General features: G+C 39.9%; 20 protein-coding genes. 6 read left to right on the top strand and 14 right to left on the bottom strand.

Annotated features, from left to right (window positions below; all coding sequences use genetic code 11):
* Positions 1–51 precede the first annotated feature (51 nt).
* Positions 52–1,062, bottom strand: coding sequence for a SepM family pheromone-processing serine protease (locus tag PBF_RS06830; protein WP_035328734.1), 1,011 nt, complete (start codon positions 1,060–1,062; stop codon positions 52–54).
* Positions 1,059–1,850, bottom strand: a complete 792-nt coding sequence (locus PBF_RS06825; RefSeq protein ID WP_035328732.1) for a patatin-like phospholipase family protein — start codon at positions 1,848–1,850, stop codon at positions 1,059–1,061. Before PBF_RS06825 ends, PBF_RS06830 begins: the two co-directional genes overlap by 4 nt.
* Positions 1,851–2,180: 330 nt before the next feature.
* On the opposite strand from PBF_RS06825, the gene ylbJ reads away from it, so the two are divergent.
* On the top strand, positions 2,181–3,398 hold the full coding sequence (gene ylbJ, locus PBF_RS06820) for a sporulation integral membrane protein YlbJ (RefSeq protein ID WP_035328730.1): 1,218 nt from the start codon (positions 2,181–2,183) through the stop codon (positions 3,396–3,398).
* An 82-nt stretch (positions 3,399–3,480) separates the two neighbouring features.
* Here the strand turns inward: ylbJ and coaD are convergent, their stop codons facing one another.
* The 3 genes from coaD to PBF_RS06805 form a co-directional block, all read right to left on the bottom strand.
* Positions 3,481–3,960 carry a pantetheine-phosphate adenylyltransferase gene (gene coaD / locus PBF_RS06815; protein WP_035328728.1) on the bottom strand — a complete coding sequence of 160 codons (480 nt, stop codon included), beginning with the start codon at positions 3,958–3,960 and terminating at the stop codon, positions 3,481–3,483.
* Positions 3,961–4,019: 59 nt separating this feature from the next.
* A complete protein-coding gene (gene rsmD, locus PBF_RS06810; protein ID WP_035328727.1) occupies positions 4,020–4,574 on the bottom strand; it encodes a 16S rRNA (guanine(966)-N(2))-methyltransferase RsmD in 555 nt (184 codons plus the stop codon).
* Positions 4,575–4,929: 355 nt separating this feature from the next.
* Positions 4,930–6,333 (bottom strand): stalk domain-containing protein, encoded by a 1,404-nt coding sequence (locus PBF_RS06805; RefSeq protein WP_035328725.1) that lies wholly within the window; start codon positions 6,331–6,333, stop codon positions 4,930–4,932.
* Positions 6,334–6,518: 185 nt separating this feature from the next.
* Here PBF_RS06805 and PBF_RS06800 point away from each other — a divergent pair, with 185 nt between their 5' ends.
* Positions 6,519–6,908: a DUF7147 family protein gene (locus tag PBF_RS06800; protein WP_035328723.1), complete on the top strand. Its 390-nt coding sequence runs from the start codon at positions 6,519–6,521 to the stop codon at positions 6,906–6,908.
* Positions 6,909–6,943: 35 nt separating this feature from the next.
* Here PBF_RS06800 and PBF_RS06795 read toward each other — a convergent pair whose 3' ends face one another.
* The 5 genes from PBF_RS06795 to PBF_RS06775 form a co-directional block, all read right to left on the bottom strand.
* Positions 6,944–7,219 (bottom strand): YlbG family protein, encoded by a 276-nt coding sequence (locus PBF_RS06795; protein WP_009330926.1) that lies wholly within the window; start codon positions 7,217–7,219, stop codon positions 6,944–6,946.
* A 159-nt stretch (positions 7,220–7,378) separates the two neighbouring features.
* On the bottom strand, positions 7,379–7,816 hold the full coding sequence (locus PBF_RS06790; protein WP_035328720.1) for a YlbF family regulator: 438 nt from the start codon (positions 7,814–7,816) through the stop codon (positions 7,379–7,381).
* A gap of 59 nt (positions 7,817–7,875) precedes the next feature.
* Positions 7,876–8,307, bottom strand: a complete 432-nt coding sequence (locus PBF_RS06785) for a hypothetical protein (protein ID WP_035328718.1) — start codon at positions 8,305–8,307, stop codon at positions 7,876–7,878.
* A gap of 115 nt (positions 8,308–8,422) precedes the next feature.
* A complete protein-coding gene (locus PBF_RS06780) occupies positions 8,423–8,665 on the bottom strand; it encodes a YlbE-like family protein (RefSeq protein ID WP_035328716.1) in 243 nt (80 codons plus the stop codon).
* Between the two features lie 12 nt (positions 8,666–8,677).
* A complete protein-coding gene (locus tag PBF_RS06775; RefSeq protein ID WP_035328714.1) occupies positions 8,678–9,085 on the bottom strand; it encodes a YlbD family protein in 408 nt (135 codons plus the stop codon).
* Between the two features lie 159 nt (positions 9,086–9,244).
* Here PBF_RS06775 and PBF_RS06770 point away from each other — a divergent pair, with 159 nt between their 5' ends.
* Entirely contained in the window at positions 9,245–9,742 is a 498-nt protein-coding gene (locus PBF_RS06770; protein ID WP_035328712.1) for a PaaI family thioesterase, read from the top strand.
* 14 nt (positions 9,743–9,756) lie between these two features.
* A complete protein-coding gene (locus tag PBF_RS06765; RefSeq protein WP_035328710.1) occupies positions 9,757–10,131 on the top strand; it encodes a hypothetical protein in 375 nt (124 codons plus the stop codon).
* Between the two features lie 13 nt (positions 10,132–10,144).
* Here the strand turns inward: PBF_RS06765 and PBF_RS06760 are convergent, their stop codons facing one another.
* From PBF_RS06760 to PBF_RS06750, 3 genes are all read right to left on the bottom strand, one after another.
* Positions 10,145–11,185, bottom strand: a complete 1,041-nt coding sequence (locus tag PBF_RS06760; protein WP_051488826.1) for a CAP domain-containing protein — start codon at positions 11,183–11,185, stop codon at positions 10,145–10,147.
* Between the two features lie 554 nt (positions 11,186–11,739).
* Positions 11,740–12,171, bottom strand: a complete 432-nt coding sequence (locus PBF_RS06755; RefSeq protein WP_035328707.1) for a CBS domain-containing protein — start codon at positions 12,169–12,171, stop codon at positions 11,740–11,742.
* A 12-nt stretch (positions 12,172–12,183) separates the two neighbouring features.
* Positions 12,184–12,816 carry a CAP domain-containing protein gene (locus PBF_RS06750; protein WP_035328705.1) on the bottom strand — a complete coding sequence of 211 codons (633 nt, stop codon included), beginning with the start codon at positions 12,814–12,816 and terminating at the stop codon, positions 12,184–12,186.
* Positions 12,817–13,048: 232 nt separating this feature from the next.
* Here PBF_RS06750 and PBF_RS06745 point away from each other — a divergent pair, with 232 nt between their 5' ends.
* Positions 13,049–13,408 (top strand): YugN family protein, encoded by a 360-nt coding sequence (locus PBF_RS06745; RefSeq protein ID WP_035328703.1) that lies wholly within the window; start codon positions 13,049–13,051, stop codon positions 13,406–13,408.
* A gap of 97 nt (positions 13,409–13,505) precedes the next feature.
* Here PBF_RS06745 and PBF_RS06740 read toward each other — a convergent pair whose 3' ends face one another.
* On the bottom strand, positions 13,506–13,856 hold the full coding sequence (locus PBF_RS06740) for an Asp23/Gls24 family envelope stress response protein (protein ID WP_035328701.1): 351 nt from the start codon (positions 13,854–13,856) through the stop codon (positions 13,506–13,508).
* A gap of 156 nt (positions 13,857–14,012) precedes the next feature.
* Between PBF_RS06740 and ytvI the strand changes: the two genes are divergently transcribed.
* A complete protein-coding gene (gene ytvI / locus PBF_RS06735; RefSeq protein WP_035328699.1) occupies positions 14,013–15,071 on the top strand; it encodes a sporulation integral membrane protein YtvI in 1,059 nt (352 codons plus the stop codon).
* Positions 15,072–15,121 lie beyond the last annotated feature (50 nt).

Below are 15,121 nucleotides of genomic sequence, written 5' to 3'. Positions count from 1 at the left end.
AGCGGCATCTCCCGATTGCCGCTGGCTTTTTGCTGCCGGCTGCAAGTTATATTAATCCAGGTTTCTTAAATATTCCACTGCATCATCAAAAGTATCCACCGGAACGATTTTCATATCGGTCTTAATATCCTTGGCTGTTGCAGCAGCTGCTTTGTAATTGGAGTCTTCTGCACCATTTTCATTTGGCGCAAGGAAAATTTCTGCTCCTGCTTTGTCTGCTGCTACGATTTTTTGCTCGATCCCGCCTATTCTCCCGACTGTCCCTTCGGAATTGATTGTTCCGGTACCGGCTATTTTATAGCCTCCCGTCAAATCTTCTTTTATGAGCTGATTGTAAATTTCAAGAGAAAACATCAATCCGGCAGAAGGGCCGCCAATTTCTTCACTGTCAATATTTACAGACGGTTCGACCTCTATTTCTTTGTCGTCAACGAGAGTGATCCCCACGCCAGGTTTTCCTGTTTCCTCAAGTGTTTTTAAAGGAATCGAGGTTTCCATCGTTTTATCCTGTCGTTCAAAAGTTAGTGTTATTTCACTGCCCTCCTGCTTATTGGAGACAGCGCTGATAAATTCATCTGAGGATTTAAACTCCCTGTCGTCCACTTTAAAGATGCGGTCACCTGCCTGAAGTTTGCCGTCAGCAGGCATATCAGGCAGCACATTAAGGACATACACGCCATTATAAAGATAATGAATGGGCAGGCCGGCTTTTTTGTAGGCAGTTTCAATAGCAGCCAGTTTGGAAGTTGCCATCATATGAAGCTGCCTTACATTATACTCTTCATCTGTTTCATTTTCGGACCGTATTTCTTCCACAGGATACAAATCCTGATACGTGCTGAATTTGGCAGCCATATATGCATATATATTCGCCCGGCCCATTCTTACGGTCGTCAGCATGAAGCTTCCTTGTTCTTCATAGCCGTTTTCCACCTCAATAATCGGTTCGAGTTCCTTTGCCATACCCGGCTTTGATACATAGTAAGGCAGATAATAAAACGAACTGGCCACAAGGATAACTGCCAAAATCAAGAAGGAACGGGTATAAAATTTGCTTCTCATGATTCAGGATGCTCCTTCCATTTAGTTATGTAATGATGAATATTGTCAATATGCTTTTTTGCTTCCTCTTCGCCAATTTTGATGATTTCTTCAATATTTGTAAAGGCGCGGGAGCTATACATTTCCACCCTGGGTTTGATCATAAAATCAGAAGCAATTTCACGGTGACTGACAAGCTCCATCTGCATGATATCCAGACTTTGCATGATTACGTCATAAATTGAGGTGATTTCCGCATTTGTCTTAACATGTGAAACATCGATAGCGATAATGATATCAGCTCCCATTTCCTTAACAACTGACACAGGAACCCTGTCCACTACTCCTCCGTCCACTAAAAGCCGGCCATTTAATCTTTCAGGCACAAATATACCCGGGATAGATATGCTTGCCCTAACAGCATCAGAAATGGGACCCCTTTTAAAAACAATTTTTTCGCCAGTCATTAAATCCGTGGCCACAACATTGACAGGAATATCGAGGTCCTCGAGGTTTTTTCCATGAGTAAATATACGAATCAGTTCCTTTACTCGTTTCCCTGCCACAAAACCCATTTTAGGCACTGTAAAATCTAAATAATACTTTCTTTTAAATGCTTTGGAGAGCTTATATAAACGATCAACATCCAGCCCTGCCCCATAAAAGCAGCCTACCATGGCACCCATGCTGCTGCCGGCAATATAATCAATCGGTATGCCGGCTTCCTTCATGACCTTGATCGCACCCAGGTGGGCGAATCCCCGAGCTCCTCCCGAACCAAGTGCCAAACCTATTTTCGGACGCTGCAAAAGACTCCCCCCTTATAAGCCAATGGCCGATTCGAACTTATGCTTATTCTATTCTTTTTATTTCCAAAGGAAGCATACAATAAAAATTTTCAGGTGAAAATTCACATATGCCTGTACCTAATTCTATGGTCTATTTTAAAGTTCTATGAGTATATTGAGTTATATGGGGACAAGACTTGACAGCACAGGCATAATCAATGTATTCATTTGTTCCGGATTCAGGAAATAATAAATGAAAAGGCCGGAGAAAAATATAGATGCAAATGCTTCTTTATTTTACCATTGTTTAAATTCATTTCACAGTCAGTACAACTTGAGGGAGGCTTGTCCGTGTTTCGTTCCAAATTAAAAACGGTTACTCTTGCACTCTCTGTAACCTTAATGGCCATCTCATTAATTTCATTCCCCCAGGAATCGGTTGATGCATCCATCAGGGGACTAGATATGTGGTGGGAAATTGTCTTCCCTTCATTGCTGCCCTTCTTCATAGTATCAGAAATGCTGATCGGCTTTGGTGTAGTAAAATTCATTGGAGTACTCCTTGAACCTTTGATGAGACCTTTATTCAGAGTACCTGGAGTTGGCGGGTTTGTTTGGGCAATGGGGATGGCTTCAGGCTATCCGGCCGGGGCAAAACTGACCGCTAGATTGCGGCAGGAAGGACAGCTCTCAAAAACAGAAGCTGAGCGTCTGGTTTCCTTTACTAATTGTTCAAATCCTTTGTTTATATTCGGTGCAGTATCGGTTGGTTTTTTTAATAACGCAAAGCTTGGGGTTATATTGGCCCTGGCACATTATCTCGGCAACATTACCGTTGGTTTATTAATGAGGTTCTATGGAAAGAAACCCAAGCAGCCCTCCCATGGTGCAGGGACGTCAAAGCCATCTTTGCGGGCTGCCTTATCAGCTCTTCATCGGACAAGAATAAAGGACAATCGTCCGATTGGCAAGCTTCTTGGAGATGCAGTCATGTCATCCATCCAAACACTTCTGATGATCGGCGGATTTATCATTTTATTCTCTGTTATTAACAAACTCCTATTTCACATTGGGATCACAGCATTCCTAGCTAAAGGCTTAGAAGCCGTATTGTCAATTTTCAGCCTGCCAACTGAATTAAGCATCCCGTTCATTTCAGGCTTGTTTGAAATAACACTTGGCAGCCAGATGACGAGCCAGGTTCAGCAGGCAACATTAATGCACCAGGTCATCATTGTCAGTTTCATACTCGCTTTCAGCGGATTCAGCGTGCAGGCTCAGGTGGCGAGCATCCTTGCACAAACTGATATAAATTTCAAGCCTTTCTTCTTTGCAAGAATTGTTCATGGCTTTGCGGCTGCCTTTTATGCATTCATACTTTGGCAGCCAATTTATGAACGCTATTACAATACGGAGCAGCCATCAAATGCCATTCCGGTCGGATTCTTTGAAAAATACTCGTTTCTCGGTAAATTGATGGATGGAATCGTCTCTTCTGGACCGCTTATAACTATACTTGCACTTTCTGTTTATACTTTAATGCTCGCCAGGCGTTTGGATAGGAAGTAACAACAAAACGGGTACCACCTATCAGGCACCCGTTTTGTTAAACCCCATACAATCATCGGGTAAGGATATCCCCTCTGATTCATTATTGAAACTTGTTTTTAAGAGCCTTTTCTACAATGTCAGGAACCAGTTCTGATATGTCTCCGTTATATTTTGCCACTTCTTTCACAATGCTTGAGCTTAAAAACGAATATTGATTGTTAGTCATAATAAAAAAGGTTTCCACTTCATCATTTAAGACTCTGTTCATGGATGTGATCTGCATTTCATATTCAAAATCAGAAACTGCGCGAAGGCCTCGAATAACAGCATTCGCATTTACCGATTTTGCATAATCCATCAGCAGCCCCTGAAACGAATCAACTTTAACATTCTTAAGATCCTTTGTAACTTCTTCTATCAGCTGAATTCTTTCTTCAACACTAAAAAGAGGTTTTTTTGAAGAATTATTTAACACAACTACATACACCTGTTCAAATACCTTTGCCGCTCTCTTAATAATATCCAGATGGCCGTATGTAATTGGATCGAAGCTGCCTGGACAAACCGCGATGCCTCCCATTGTTATCCCCCTGTCATGTTCTTATTATGTATTTTTTCCATCAGCATTCCTAGTATGTATTATTCAGCCAAGCTGTAAATAGAGATTGAAATGATCCCGTAATTTTCATGTTTCCGCTGAACCAGTCTTCCAACAGTTTCAGGCAGCTCCACATCTGACCCGTGTTCGCATAGAATTGTTCCCTGTTCCGAAAGCAGATTATTCTCATCAATTACCTTGAGAAGCTTAAGCAGCTGCTGCTTGCGGTATGGCGGATCGAGAAATATATAATCAAAAGCCAGATCTCTTTTTAAAATTGCCTTGAGTGCACGATCCGCATCATTTCGATATATTTCTGCCTTTTCTTCAAAATCGCAATTCCGAATATTTTCATGAATGGTCTGAATGGCCTTTCCGTCCCTATCCACAAAAATAACCTTGTCCGCTCCTCTGCTCAAAGCTTCAATGCCAAGTCCGCCGCTGCCCGCAAATAGATCAAGCCCTTGGCCACCGTCAAAATAAGGCCCTATTATATTAAAAATAGCTTCTTTTACTTTATCAGTAGTCGGACGGGTTGAGCTGCCCGGAACAGCTTTTAATATCTTCCCTTTTCTAGTTCCCGATACCACTCGCATACGATCACCACTAACCTGCAATATTTCAATTTTCCAGACTGCCGAATTGGAAAACTGTTTTTTTCTATCCTATCCTACCATATCTTACAATTTGTAGCCAACCGGCAAATTGTAAGCGAAATCATCAGCTGGAAAAAAATATAGTATGAAGTGTATATCCATGAGGATTGTGGAAATAATGTAATTAACAGCATCTATTCAAGGATGTTGTTGCCAACCGCGGAGAAGACTTACGTTTCCCCATAAGTTCTTCCTCCGGTTTCTCCTCTCCCTTTGCCTTCTATCCTGAAAAGGATATAGAAGGACCCTGCAGTTTAACTGCAGGGCTTTTTATTTTGTAATTCATTAAGTCCTGTCAGGGCGTCAGGTGAATCCCGCCTTCTCTTTCTTCAGCAGTCACTCCGAAAAGTGTTTTAAACCATTGGATTTCCATCCATACAGTTCCGTTTTGCCTGGTTAATGGATTTATAAGCAATCCATAGTCTTCTTCATTATAGATAAAAACATTTTTATTCAAATAAAACCGATAACTATTATTCCCTTTTGACACAAGCATCGTTTCCTCGCCGGATAGGATCTTGACTTCATATCCTAATGCCTGCATCGCGGCTGTAAATGGTAGAAAGATCTTCCCATCCCTATATACTAAATTAATGCTCGCCTTCTCAGCACCAGACACCCACACCTTTTTTTCTTCCTGAAAATACAGCGGGACAAGCGGTGCTTCGTTTTTGATATTCATCGTGAAAAATTGTGTGTGCAGACCTTTAGCATTGCCTAAAAGCTTGTCCAGCTTTTCTGCATTCAGAGAATCCGCCTGGAATACATTTATCAGAAAATCTTTAAGTTCATCTTCGGTCAACTCCCCCTGCAATTCCTTCAGGGCTATGCTTCCTTTCGCGGAGCCGGGTTTTAAATCCAATATGCCTGCTGTGAAAGCATCAATAATCCAGTCAGAAGAGTCATCTGCGAACTTTCTGTATAATTGCAAAGCTATAAGCCTTTTTTCCAGCTGGTCGACTTTAATGTTTGGAGAAGCAATCAGGATCGTTTCATCCGTATATTCAGGATAGTGATCTGTAAGAATAATCGACATAAATGGAAAATTTCCGATGTCATTCAGTCCCTTAAAATCCAAGCTGGCTGCCTGAGTATCTGCTGTATATGCATCTGCGTTGTTTATAGCTGTCTTTAAAAGCGTTTCCTTTTGCCAGTAAAGTGATGGAACATTTCCATAGCCCTCGAAATAATAAAAATCGATATGATCTAATTTCTTTTGGCCTTTTAGTCTGATTCCCGCAGCCCATGAACCCTCTCTTTTCAAAGAATCCGAAATTGAAATGGACAAGCCTTCAGCCTTTATTCCGGGTACTTTTACAAACCAATCAGTTAATAAGAATGCTTTTTTCTTTTCATCTATCGGTACCGTATATTCAAATATCATCTGATCATCAGCAGAAAAAAATGTATAAGTACTTTCGTCTGCTGAATCACAGGCTTTTCCTGTTCCACTTTTGCAGTTCCATTTATATAGAGTATCGGGGATATCAAGCCTATATTCTTTTCGGGCCATGAGTCCGTATAACTTTTGAGTGATTTTTAGTTCTTTCAGATGCGTTTCAACTGTGATTTCCTGTGTAATCACCTCGGAACTCTCCAAGGCAATCGCACGCTCAGAATAAGACTGCCACTGCCACAGCAGCATACCTGAAATAGTTCCAGACAAAATTAAAAAAATTAATAAAGGTGCCTTCCACATTGCTATGCCCTCTTAGTCATTTTTCTTTTAACCTAACAATACCAAAGGGAAGGTCATCAGTCACATTAATTTTTATAAATTTTATGATTTTTTTCCATTCTATTTTCATCTTGAAAATGATAAAGTATGGATGGACAAAAAGTATTTAAGAAGTGAATGCTATGAGTTTTAAGGAGGTTTTAATTTTGATACAGCGTTTTATAGAACTTGGCGAGGGATACTCAGATATTTATGAATTAATTGAAATTGCACGGGCGAACAAGCATCGACTGTCCCACATGGCCGCATTCCATACGAGCATCAATAATAAAGAAATGACATCCCTGGCAGTCATATTGAAGCCGACAGACCCGGGAGAATTTCAGCCGTTATATATATGCCGTGAAGGGATACCGAATCCAAAGTCAGCGCCAAATAAAAGGTATGATTTATTCGAGGATGCTGCGAAAGAGCTGGATAAAGAAATTATTCAGCTGACAGTAAAGCCTTCTGTTATTTTTAATGAAAAGGAATTATATTATCAATATTTGATTGGAATTTTAAGGCTTAATCATTTTATTGCACCTTTGCATTAAATGAGAAAAAGGCATGAGCTTTTGCTCACGCCTTTTTAAATTCCCATTTTATAATCATATTCTTTAGCCTTGTCCGGTTTGGAATTTTCAAATTCCGTTTTTAGGAACGGCTTATAGGATGGTTCCACTTTTTTAACAAAAGAATATGAATTTATCTTCTCCATAATGGTTTCCGTATCGGCAAGGTCACAGTATAGCACTACATATTTGAGCCGTTTTGAAACATAATGGACATTTCCAAATCTTCTTAACATTTTTGCCTGCTTTAAAGAATAAAGCCATACGATTATTCCTTGCCTTTGACCAAGCATATAGTTTTCCCCTTCAGTGATCGTTTGTTTTATTTAGTCTAGCATAGAAAAATAACAGTTTTCAATGGGAAGGTTCAAACTGCGTATTTTATTTAAAAAGAAAAAACCAGCATTAGCTGGTTTTGTACGCTGCCTCTGCGGGCGGGGAACTTCCCTTTTCTAAGAACAGCCGCAGCTGCCTCCAGAACCGCAGCCTCCTCCGCAGCTTGATTCAAAGAAGGGATTGCCGGTGGGAACTTTAATATGTTCTGACACAGAACGTCCTATCAGCATGCTTACCTCATCCAGGAGGGTTTGCAGGCCGGTCTCTGCTCTTCTGAATTCCGCAACATGGATGTCCATGTCCATGTCGCGCTTTAGCTCCCTAATTGACATCATCACCCTCTTGTACTCCGGATGATACTTGCCGAATCGCTGAACTTCTTCATACAGTTCTTTCATTTTGATAAAATCCTGTATCTTCCTTTGAGTTTCACGGCTGTTCTTTAATTTATATAAACTTTTGCGGTAATGTTCCGCTTCTTCAGATTCTGTAATCATCGCTGCAAGTTCGTCAGCTTTGTCCAAAATAGCCATTCTTTCTAATGTAGCAAGCAAAATAGCCCACCTCCGTTTCTTATTTTATCATGAAACGGTTTAAAGCTAAAGCAAGTAGACTAAGGGATCAGCACAAAAAAATCTCTTTTCAAAGAGGCTTCAGCACTGTTGCCTTTAACTAGTTCCAGTCCGATCCGATGTTTGCCTGAAGGAAGCCCTTTGATAATAAAAGCAGCTGAATGAATTTCATCCTTCTTCTTTCCGTTTATATACAGCAGAATTTTGCCTTTTTCTTTGCTGCTCTGCTTTCTAAAGGACACATCCTGCACAATACATTCAACAAAAACGTCTTTTCCTTTTATTTGATGCCTTACAAAAAAAGGATCCTTGGCTGAGCTTTCCACACCTGAAACTGGCAATAGCGTTTCAGCTTTAACTGTATTCACCGGAGAACTGGTTTCCGCTTTTGTTTCGGGCTCTGGAATATCTTTCTGGCACGCTGCAAGAATAAAAATAACCAGCAATATAAAGATTAAATTTTGCCTTTTCATTATTTACACTCCTTTAGGATTTCTTCCGTAAAGCTCTAATAAAGTTAGTGTTTGCCCGGCTGCTAATTTTTACTCTATAACAAATAAAAAGCTCTCTCTTGTGTGAGAAAGCTTCCTAACTGGATTGAGAATTCATGGCCTGAAACATGCTCATCATCATGGAGGCCATTTGCACTCCATTCGTGAATTTTTCAACCTGGTGGGGAATTGTTTTTTTATAATAGTGCAGTGCAGCCACTTCCAGGGATTGAATTTCGTTCGGGTTTCTGCTCAGTTTTCTATACCAATGAGGCTGCTCACGGATAAATTGCTTAAGCTCCTGCTTTTGTTCAAGATACTCGACGATATCTTTTCTCATCTGATTAACCCCTTAATCCTTTTTAAATGTAAAAGGGCTGGCTGGTTTAGTCATACTTGACTTGGAGCCTCCTGATGGTTTCTGGCCGCCGCCCTGAAATTGCGAAATAACCCCCTGAACAGCTGAAAGTGCCTGGCTGAGATTAGTAATGTACCCCTGCATTTGATTCGCATCCATTTGCTTAAGAGTACCCATGATACTGCCCATCCAGTCACTTTTTTTCTCTTCGGGCTTTTGTGTATTATCATTGTTTTCTCTAAAGGAATCCCACCTTGAATCTTCTTCCCCAAGCAAATACCAATCCTCATATAATTCCTGCCATGTTGTATTTCCATCCCTGACTTCTTTGATGATCCGGGGGTTCTGTTTAACAAACTCTTTAAACTTTTCAACAGAGGGATGAAGCTTCGTTTTGGACATGCAATATCACCTCGTTCTAATGCAAATGCCTATAATACCATATGAATATGAATGAAAAAGGTGAATATGAATCTCTGTTTTATTGATCCATTAAAATTCAAAAATTCAGCCATTAATGATAATATATGAATGCAGAAAGATATTGAAAGGTGAATAATAATGAATAGAGATCTTATGGAATTATTTGATCAGTGCACCAGGAATGCGACTGACGAAGAATTAACCGCTTTAGAATCCCTGCTATTAGGTTTTCATAAAAGACAAACCGGTCAAAACAGCTCTTATATTGGCGGTCTGCTTCATATGGAAAGGCACATAACTGAAGATGAGTGCACATTGACAGTTCCTTTAAGTAAGATCGTCAATAATCCGCTCGGAATTCTACATGGGGGAATAACCGCAACAATTATTGATTCTGCGATGGGAACACTTGCGGATTCACTGCTTCCTGAAGGCTTTGGTGCTGTTACGACTCAGTTAAATATTCATTATCTTGCAGTCGGCAAAGGGGAACACGTAACATGCAGAGCGACAATTGACCATAAGGGAACAAAAAGCATGGTATTATCTGCAGATGTAATCCGGTCGGATGGAAGAAAAATTGCACAGGCAACAGGCAGCTTTTTTATCATCGAAAAGAAAAATGTAAATAATTAAAGGCAGGTGGGAAGATGGTCACCGCTATCGTTATACCAATAATTTGCCTTTATTTTTTTTGGCTGACAAAAAAGGAAATGCGGGAGGGTTATGAGAAGTGGAGGAGCCTGGCAGATGTTTCCGAGGAGGCCATCATTTCCGGCGAAGTCGTCCATCTAAGCGAGAGCAGGCAGCGCTATAATTACAGCCGCGATGTTCATGTTCTTGAATTGACCGTCCAAACAAAGGGCTTCAAACATTCAAATATAAAAAAAATTACTCCTTTAATGAATAATACTTCAATTCCTTCTGTCAAGATCGGTGACCCTGTTCACTTGTATGGAAATTGGAAGGATGACTTTTTTCAGGTTGGGCGAATTCAGATTGTTAATAGTAAAAAAGAGCCATAATTTAGGCTCTTTTTCATTTTTCAGCTACTCCATCAGCTTTTTTTATGAAATTTTGCGTGTAATGCTTTTTATAAACACCAACTCCAAGATGTGTAAATTCTTCATTCAGCAGACTATCCCGATGGCCTTTGCTGTTAAGCCACCCTTCAACTACAGCGGGCGCATCCGTATAATTTGCAGCTATGTTCTCCCCTGCAGCCTCATATGAGACCTCCCCAGCTTTAAGACGGTCAGTCAAATCGCCGTTAGTTTTAGAAGTATGAGAAAAGACATTGGATTCATACATATCTTTACTATGAGCCAATGCTGCTGATGCAATCAGATCATCCCATATCAGCGGCTGTATATGATGCCTGACTCTTATGACATTGGTGATGTCGAAAATTTGCTTCTCTTTCGCTCTCTCCACATCTTCTGCAAAGGCAGGAGAAGGCAAGGGGGGCTCCAATAATTCACCACGGTAAACCATTTCATACGGGCGAAGCTTTATCAAAGTGGCTGCATCCATTAACCTCACACTGGATAGCGTCCCTGTAAATCTATCGATATTCAGCTGTGCAAAATACTCATCAACCATAACAAGCGGCCTTGTGTTGAGGTCATCTTCAGATAATTCGAAACGGTATGAGCTGTCATTTACTTTAAGACTAAATTCTGTTTCAAAAAAGACGGATGAATATAATTCACCAATGGGCTGCCCTATTTTGAAAGGATGAATGTCTGTATCTTCACCTGTCGCAAACAAACTAACCACTTTATTATTGCTGACGCCAGCCTGAATATACTCAGTGCTGCTTTTATCGTATATCCACCAATCGTAGCCATAAAAAGAAGGATCTATTCTGGACGGCTCTCCCAAACTTTCTTTAAGCTCCCCAGCCGATTTCCCCATTAGTGATGCGACACCCTTTTCAGGGAACCCCGTATTGGAGGATAAGTTATTTTCCTTATTATTTATATCCTTAATTGTATTTTCCTGACTGACAAGTATTTCCCCTTTTTCTTTACGCCCAATATCGATGTAAAAGCCTGCTGCCAGAAAAATGCAAATCAATACTAAAATTCGGAAAAGTGCTCGCAGAGAACCGTACCTCCCTTCGTTTACCTGCTGTATTTAAGGCAATTAAAAGTATAACATGCAGCCGTTCTGCTAAATGGAACCTGAATGAAATCATTGCATATATACTATTAATCATACCATTAGGTGTATTGTTTATCTATTATTTTCAATAAGTTCTGCATGCAGCAGCCTTTGCTGTAAGAAAAGCGCAAGCGCCTTGCCCACGAATGAACGCAGACTAAGAACGCCACGTCCTGTGGCAACGTCTGCATGACCCCCATCCTCCCAAAAGCTGTCGCTTTTGGTCGTGCGATGATTATGCTGACGAAGCCTTCCTTGTCCTGCGGGCCTCAGGCATAAGACAGTTCCTGTAAGAAGGCGTTCTTCCTTCTGAAAGGAAATGGCTTATGACCCCGAGTCCCTAGGACCCGCAACTAGACAGGCTTGTGACCTCGAGGGGGCAGGCTGCTTGCGCTAGACAGTTATAGACGTTCAAAATTTTATACTTTCTTACCTTTCAAAAAAAAGAACACCCTGATGGTGTCCTCTTAATGCTGTGCTTCAGTTTCGTGTTTAGAAATATCAGTAAGGGCTTCTCCAGCCTGGTCATCTGTTAAATGGCGCACGGCAAAGTCACCTAGTGATACGATCCCAACAAGCTTGTCACCTTCCACAACAGGAAGCCTGCGAATTTGATGTTCTGCCATCAAACGGGCTGCTTCCCGAGCCTCTGTATCCCTCGATACAGTTACTAAATGGCTGCTCATAATATCTTCTACCTTAGATGAAGCAGGGTGTTTTTCTGCTACACAGCGAAGAACGATATCCCGGTCAGTAATCATTCCGACGAGCTTTTCACTATCCACAATCGGGATAGCCCCTACGTTTAATTCTTTCATCTTAACTGCCACTTCATAAACATTGTCCAATAGAGAACAGCTTTCAACCTGGTCTGTCATAATATCGCGGATTTTTTCCATTTTTTATCCTCCTTAATTTTTTTCAACAATGAATATGGTCCAATAGTGACCGTGCAGGCCTCCTTGAATATATCCTGAACCAATATGAGTTGCCTTTTTGTTTAGAATATTTTCACGGTGGACTGCGGAATTCATCCAGGCATCAAACATTTCATCAGCTGTTTTATAGCCCGCCCCGATATTCTCCTTTACGGTCAGAAAAGAAATTTGCTGATTCCTTAACATTTCTGTAGGATTTCCATATGTAGGAGAATTATGTGAAACATATTGTAATTTCATCATATCTAAAGACTTTTTTTGGGCTGCAACATTCAGCTTCATATCTACAGACAATGGTTTTAGCCTTAATTCCCTTCGTTTTTCGTTAGCGAGCCTCATAAGCTCATTTTCATTTTCATCCATTTTTGGGATAGCAAACTTCTTTCCATGGTCGGGAATGACAATAATTTCACCTGGAAAAATTAAATCAGGATTTTCTATCTGAGGATTGCTATAAATAATTTCCTGCAGATCTTTCTGAAATCTTAGGGCAATTTCCCAAAGAGTATCCTTTTGCTCAACTCTGTAATCTGCTGCAGCACCTGCAGACTGTGGTGTAAAAAATATTAGAAAAAAGAAGATACTGATGGCTTTGTATTTCTGCAATTGACGCTTCCCCTTTCACAGTTGGGCAGCTGAGAGTTTCAGCTGCTCAAGATATGCCAGTCAGACGTTAAATTACGGTATTTCAGCAAACGTTCTTTAGAGAAGGATGTTTTCTTACATGAATCCGTTGCAAGTTATGCTTTTTTCTACTATTATTAAATTTGAGATAAACTTGTTAAAATTATGCATGGATCGTTCATCAGAACCATGGATGTTTTCAGGAGGGACAATTATGAAATTTGAAAACACGGGTCTGGAAAATAAAAAAGCAGACTTAACCCGCTTAGATGAAGTAATGCTTTCTCACGGCCTGGTCCGCGAAGGGCAATGGGATTATGAAAGAGTTACATATGACCGTAAATTCGAATTAAAAGAGGGTGTTTTTTACCTTCGTGTATTTGGATATGCGGCTGAAGGAGATGTAGGAGCTCATAGAGCAACTATCCAGCTTATGACACCGCTGCTGGGCAAACATTATTATCCGCATGGGGTAGAATACGGTGAAGGCGAAAGCTTCCCTAAATCATTAGTAAGTCAGTGCGAAAAAACGCTAAATGAGATCAAAGCAGAGATTGACCAATTCGCTGAATAATTTTGTCTAACATTTTGATTACTGAATTTATTTTCTGCATGGAAAAGACGCATGAACCTCATGCGTCTTTTTTACATTAACTTTAGATCTGCAAAATTTAGTTTTCTGAAAGAGCGTTTCCTGCAGATATAATTTTTTGAACTGAGAGATCTACTCTTTTAACCTTCAGTCCTGTTAAATGAACAATTTCATCCTTGATTTCTTTCTGAATCCTGAGAGTTTCCTCCAAGATATTTTTTCCTTTTACTATGTTAAGCTTAATTTTTAAGTATACTTCAGTGTTTCTGAAAGTTATGGAGATCGGTTCTTCTTTTCTCTTAAAGAAAGTAAATCTTTCATGCTTAAGAGGAATGACACTTTTTCTTTCCTCCAGGCTGGATTCTACAATTGCGGAGATTATATCACTGGCTGCCTGAATCGTCTCGAAGTCAAGATGATCGTTATGCATCTTCCTTTCACTTCTTTCTTTACGATTTTTTATATAAGGGCAATAATCTCTCAGCTTTAAACCGTTTTATTTTTAGTTTTTATGATATTTAATGCATAATATAAACAAAGTGTTACGGTCTTTTGATGGTTAACATAATTGGGAAGGGGATTTATTTTGTCTGCAATATTCACGAAACGCTTTTTATTAATATTGATTGCTGTAATTCTTATAACTGTCCTTTTTTATTTCATTTTGCCTGTTTCTGTTCCTCTGGTTATTGCTTTTATTACAGCATTAATCCTAGAACCAGCTGTGAAACTGCTGCAAAAAAAAATAAAAATAAGCCGAAGAATATCTGTGCTGATTACTTTTCTCGGATTTGTCCTCTTCATTGGATTATCAGGCTACTTTATTACGACAAAAGTAATAACTGAAGCCATTAAACTTGTTGAAAATGCTCCTATGTACATTAATGAAATTACAAAAGCATGGCTCAGGGCAGAAGCGGACTTTTCAAATGCTGCCAAAGACCTTCCTAAAGACCTTGTTAATGAAATAAGTATCCAGATTCAATCCTTTTTGAATAAAACGAAGGATGACCTTGTCGCATACGTAAATATTGATAGCTTAAAAGCACTTCTGACAAACATCCCGAACTATCTTGTCAGTTTCATCGTATATTTGATTGCCTTATTTTTGTTTTTAATAGATCTGCCGCGATTAAGGAAAGGTTTGTATAATCACCTTACAGAAAAAACTGCAGATAAAGTCAAGTTTATGACCTCACGGCTTTCTTATGTCGGATTTGGCTTTTTCAAGGCTCAATTCCTTGTAAGTGTGATTATCTTCATCGTTTCCCTGATTGGATTATTATTCATCAATCCAGAAATGGCATTGATTATGTCTATAATCATTTGGGTTATTGACTTTATCCCTATTATTGGCTCCATTGTCATTGTTGGCCCATGGGCAATGTTTCATTTACTGACAGGAGATGTAGCTATGGGGACACAATTGGCAATTCTTGCAGCCGTCCTCTTAATTATCCGCAGAACAGTTGAGCCAAAGGTAATGGGCACCCATATAGGGCTATCTCCGCTCGCCACACTAATAGCTATGTATCTAGGGCTGAAACTCATTGGGATACTGGGCTTCATCATTGGCCCATTACTGATCATTGCCTTTAATTCGGCAAAAGAAGCAGGACTTATTAAGATGAATTTCAAAATATAAACTTAATAAAAAGTAAAAAAGCGTCCGCCTGGACGCTTTTTCTTTCCTGC

Origin of the sequence: Cytobacillus firmus DS1, assembly GCF_000565285.1 — a bacterium.
GTDB lineage: Bacteria > Bacillota > Bacilli > Bacillales > Cytobacillaceae > Cytobacillus > Cytobacillus firmus_A.
This window is presented reverse-complemented; position numbering and strand designations above follow the sequence as displayed.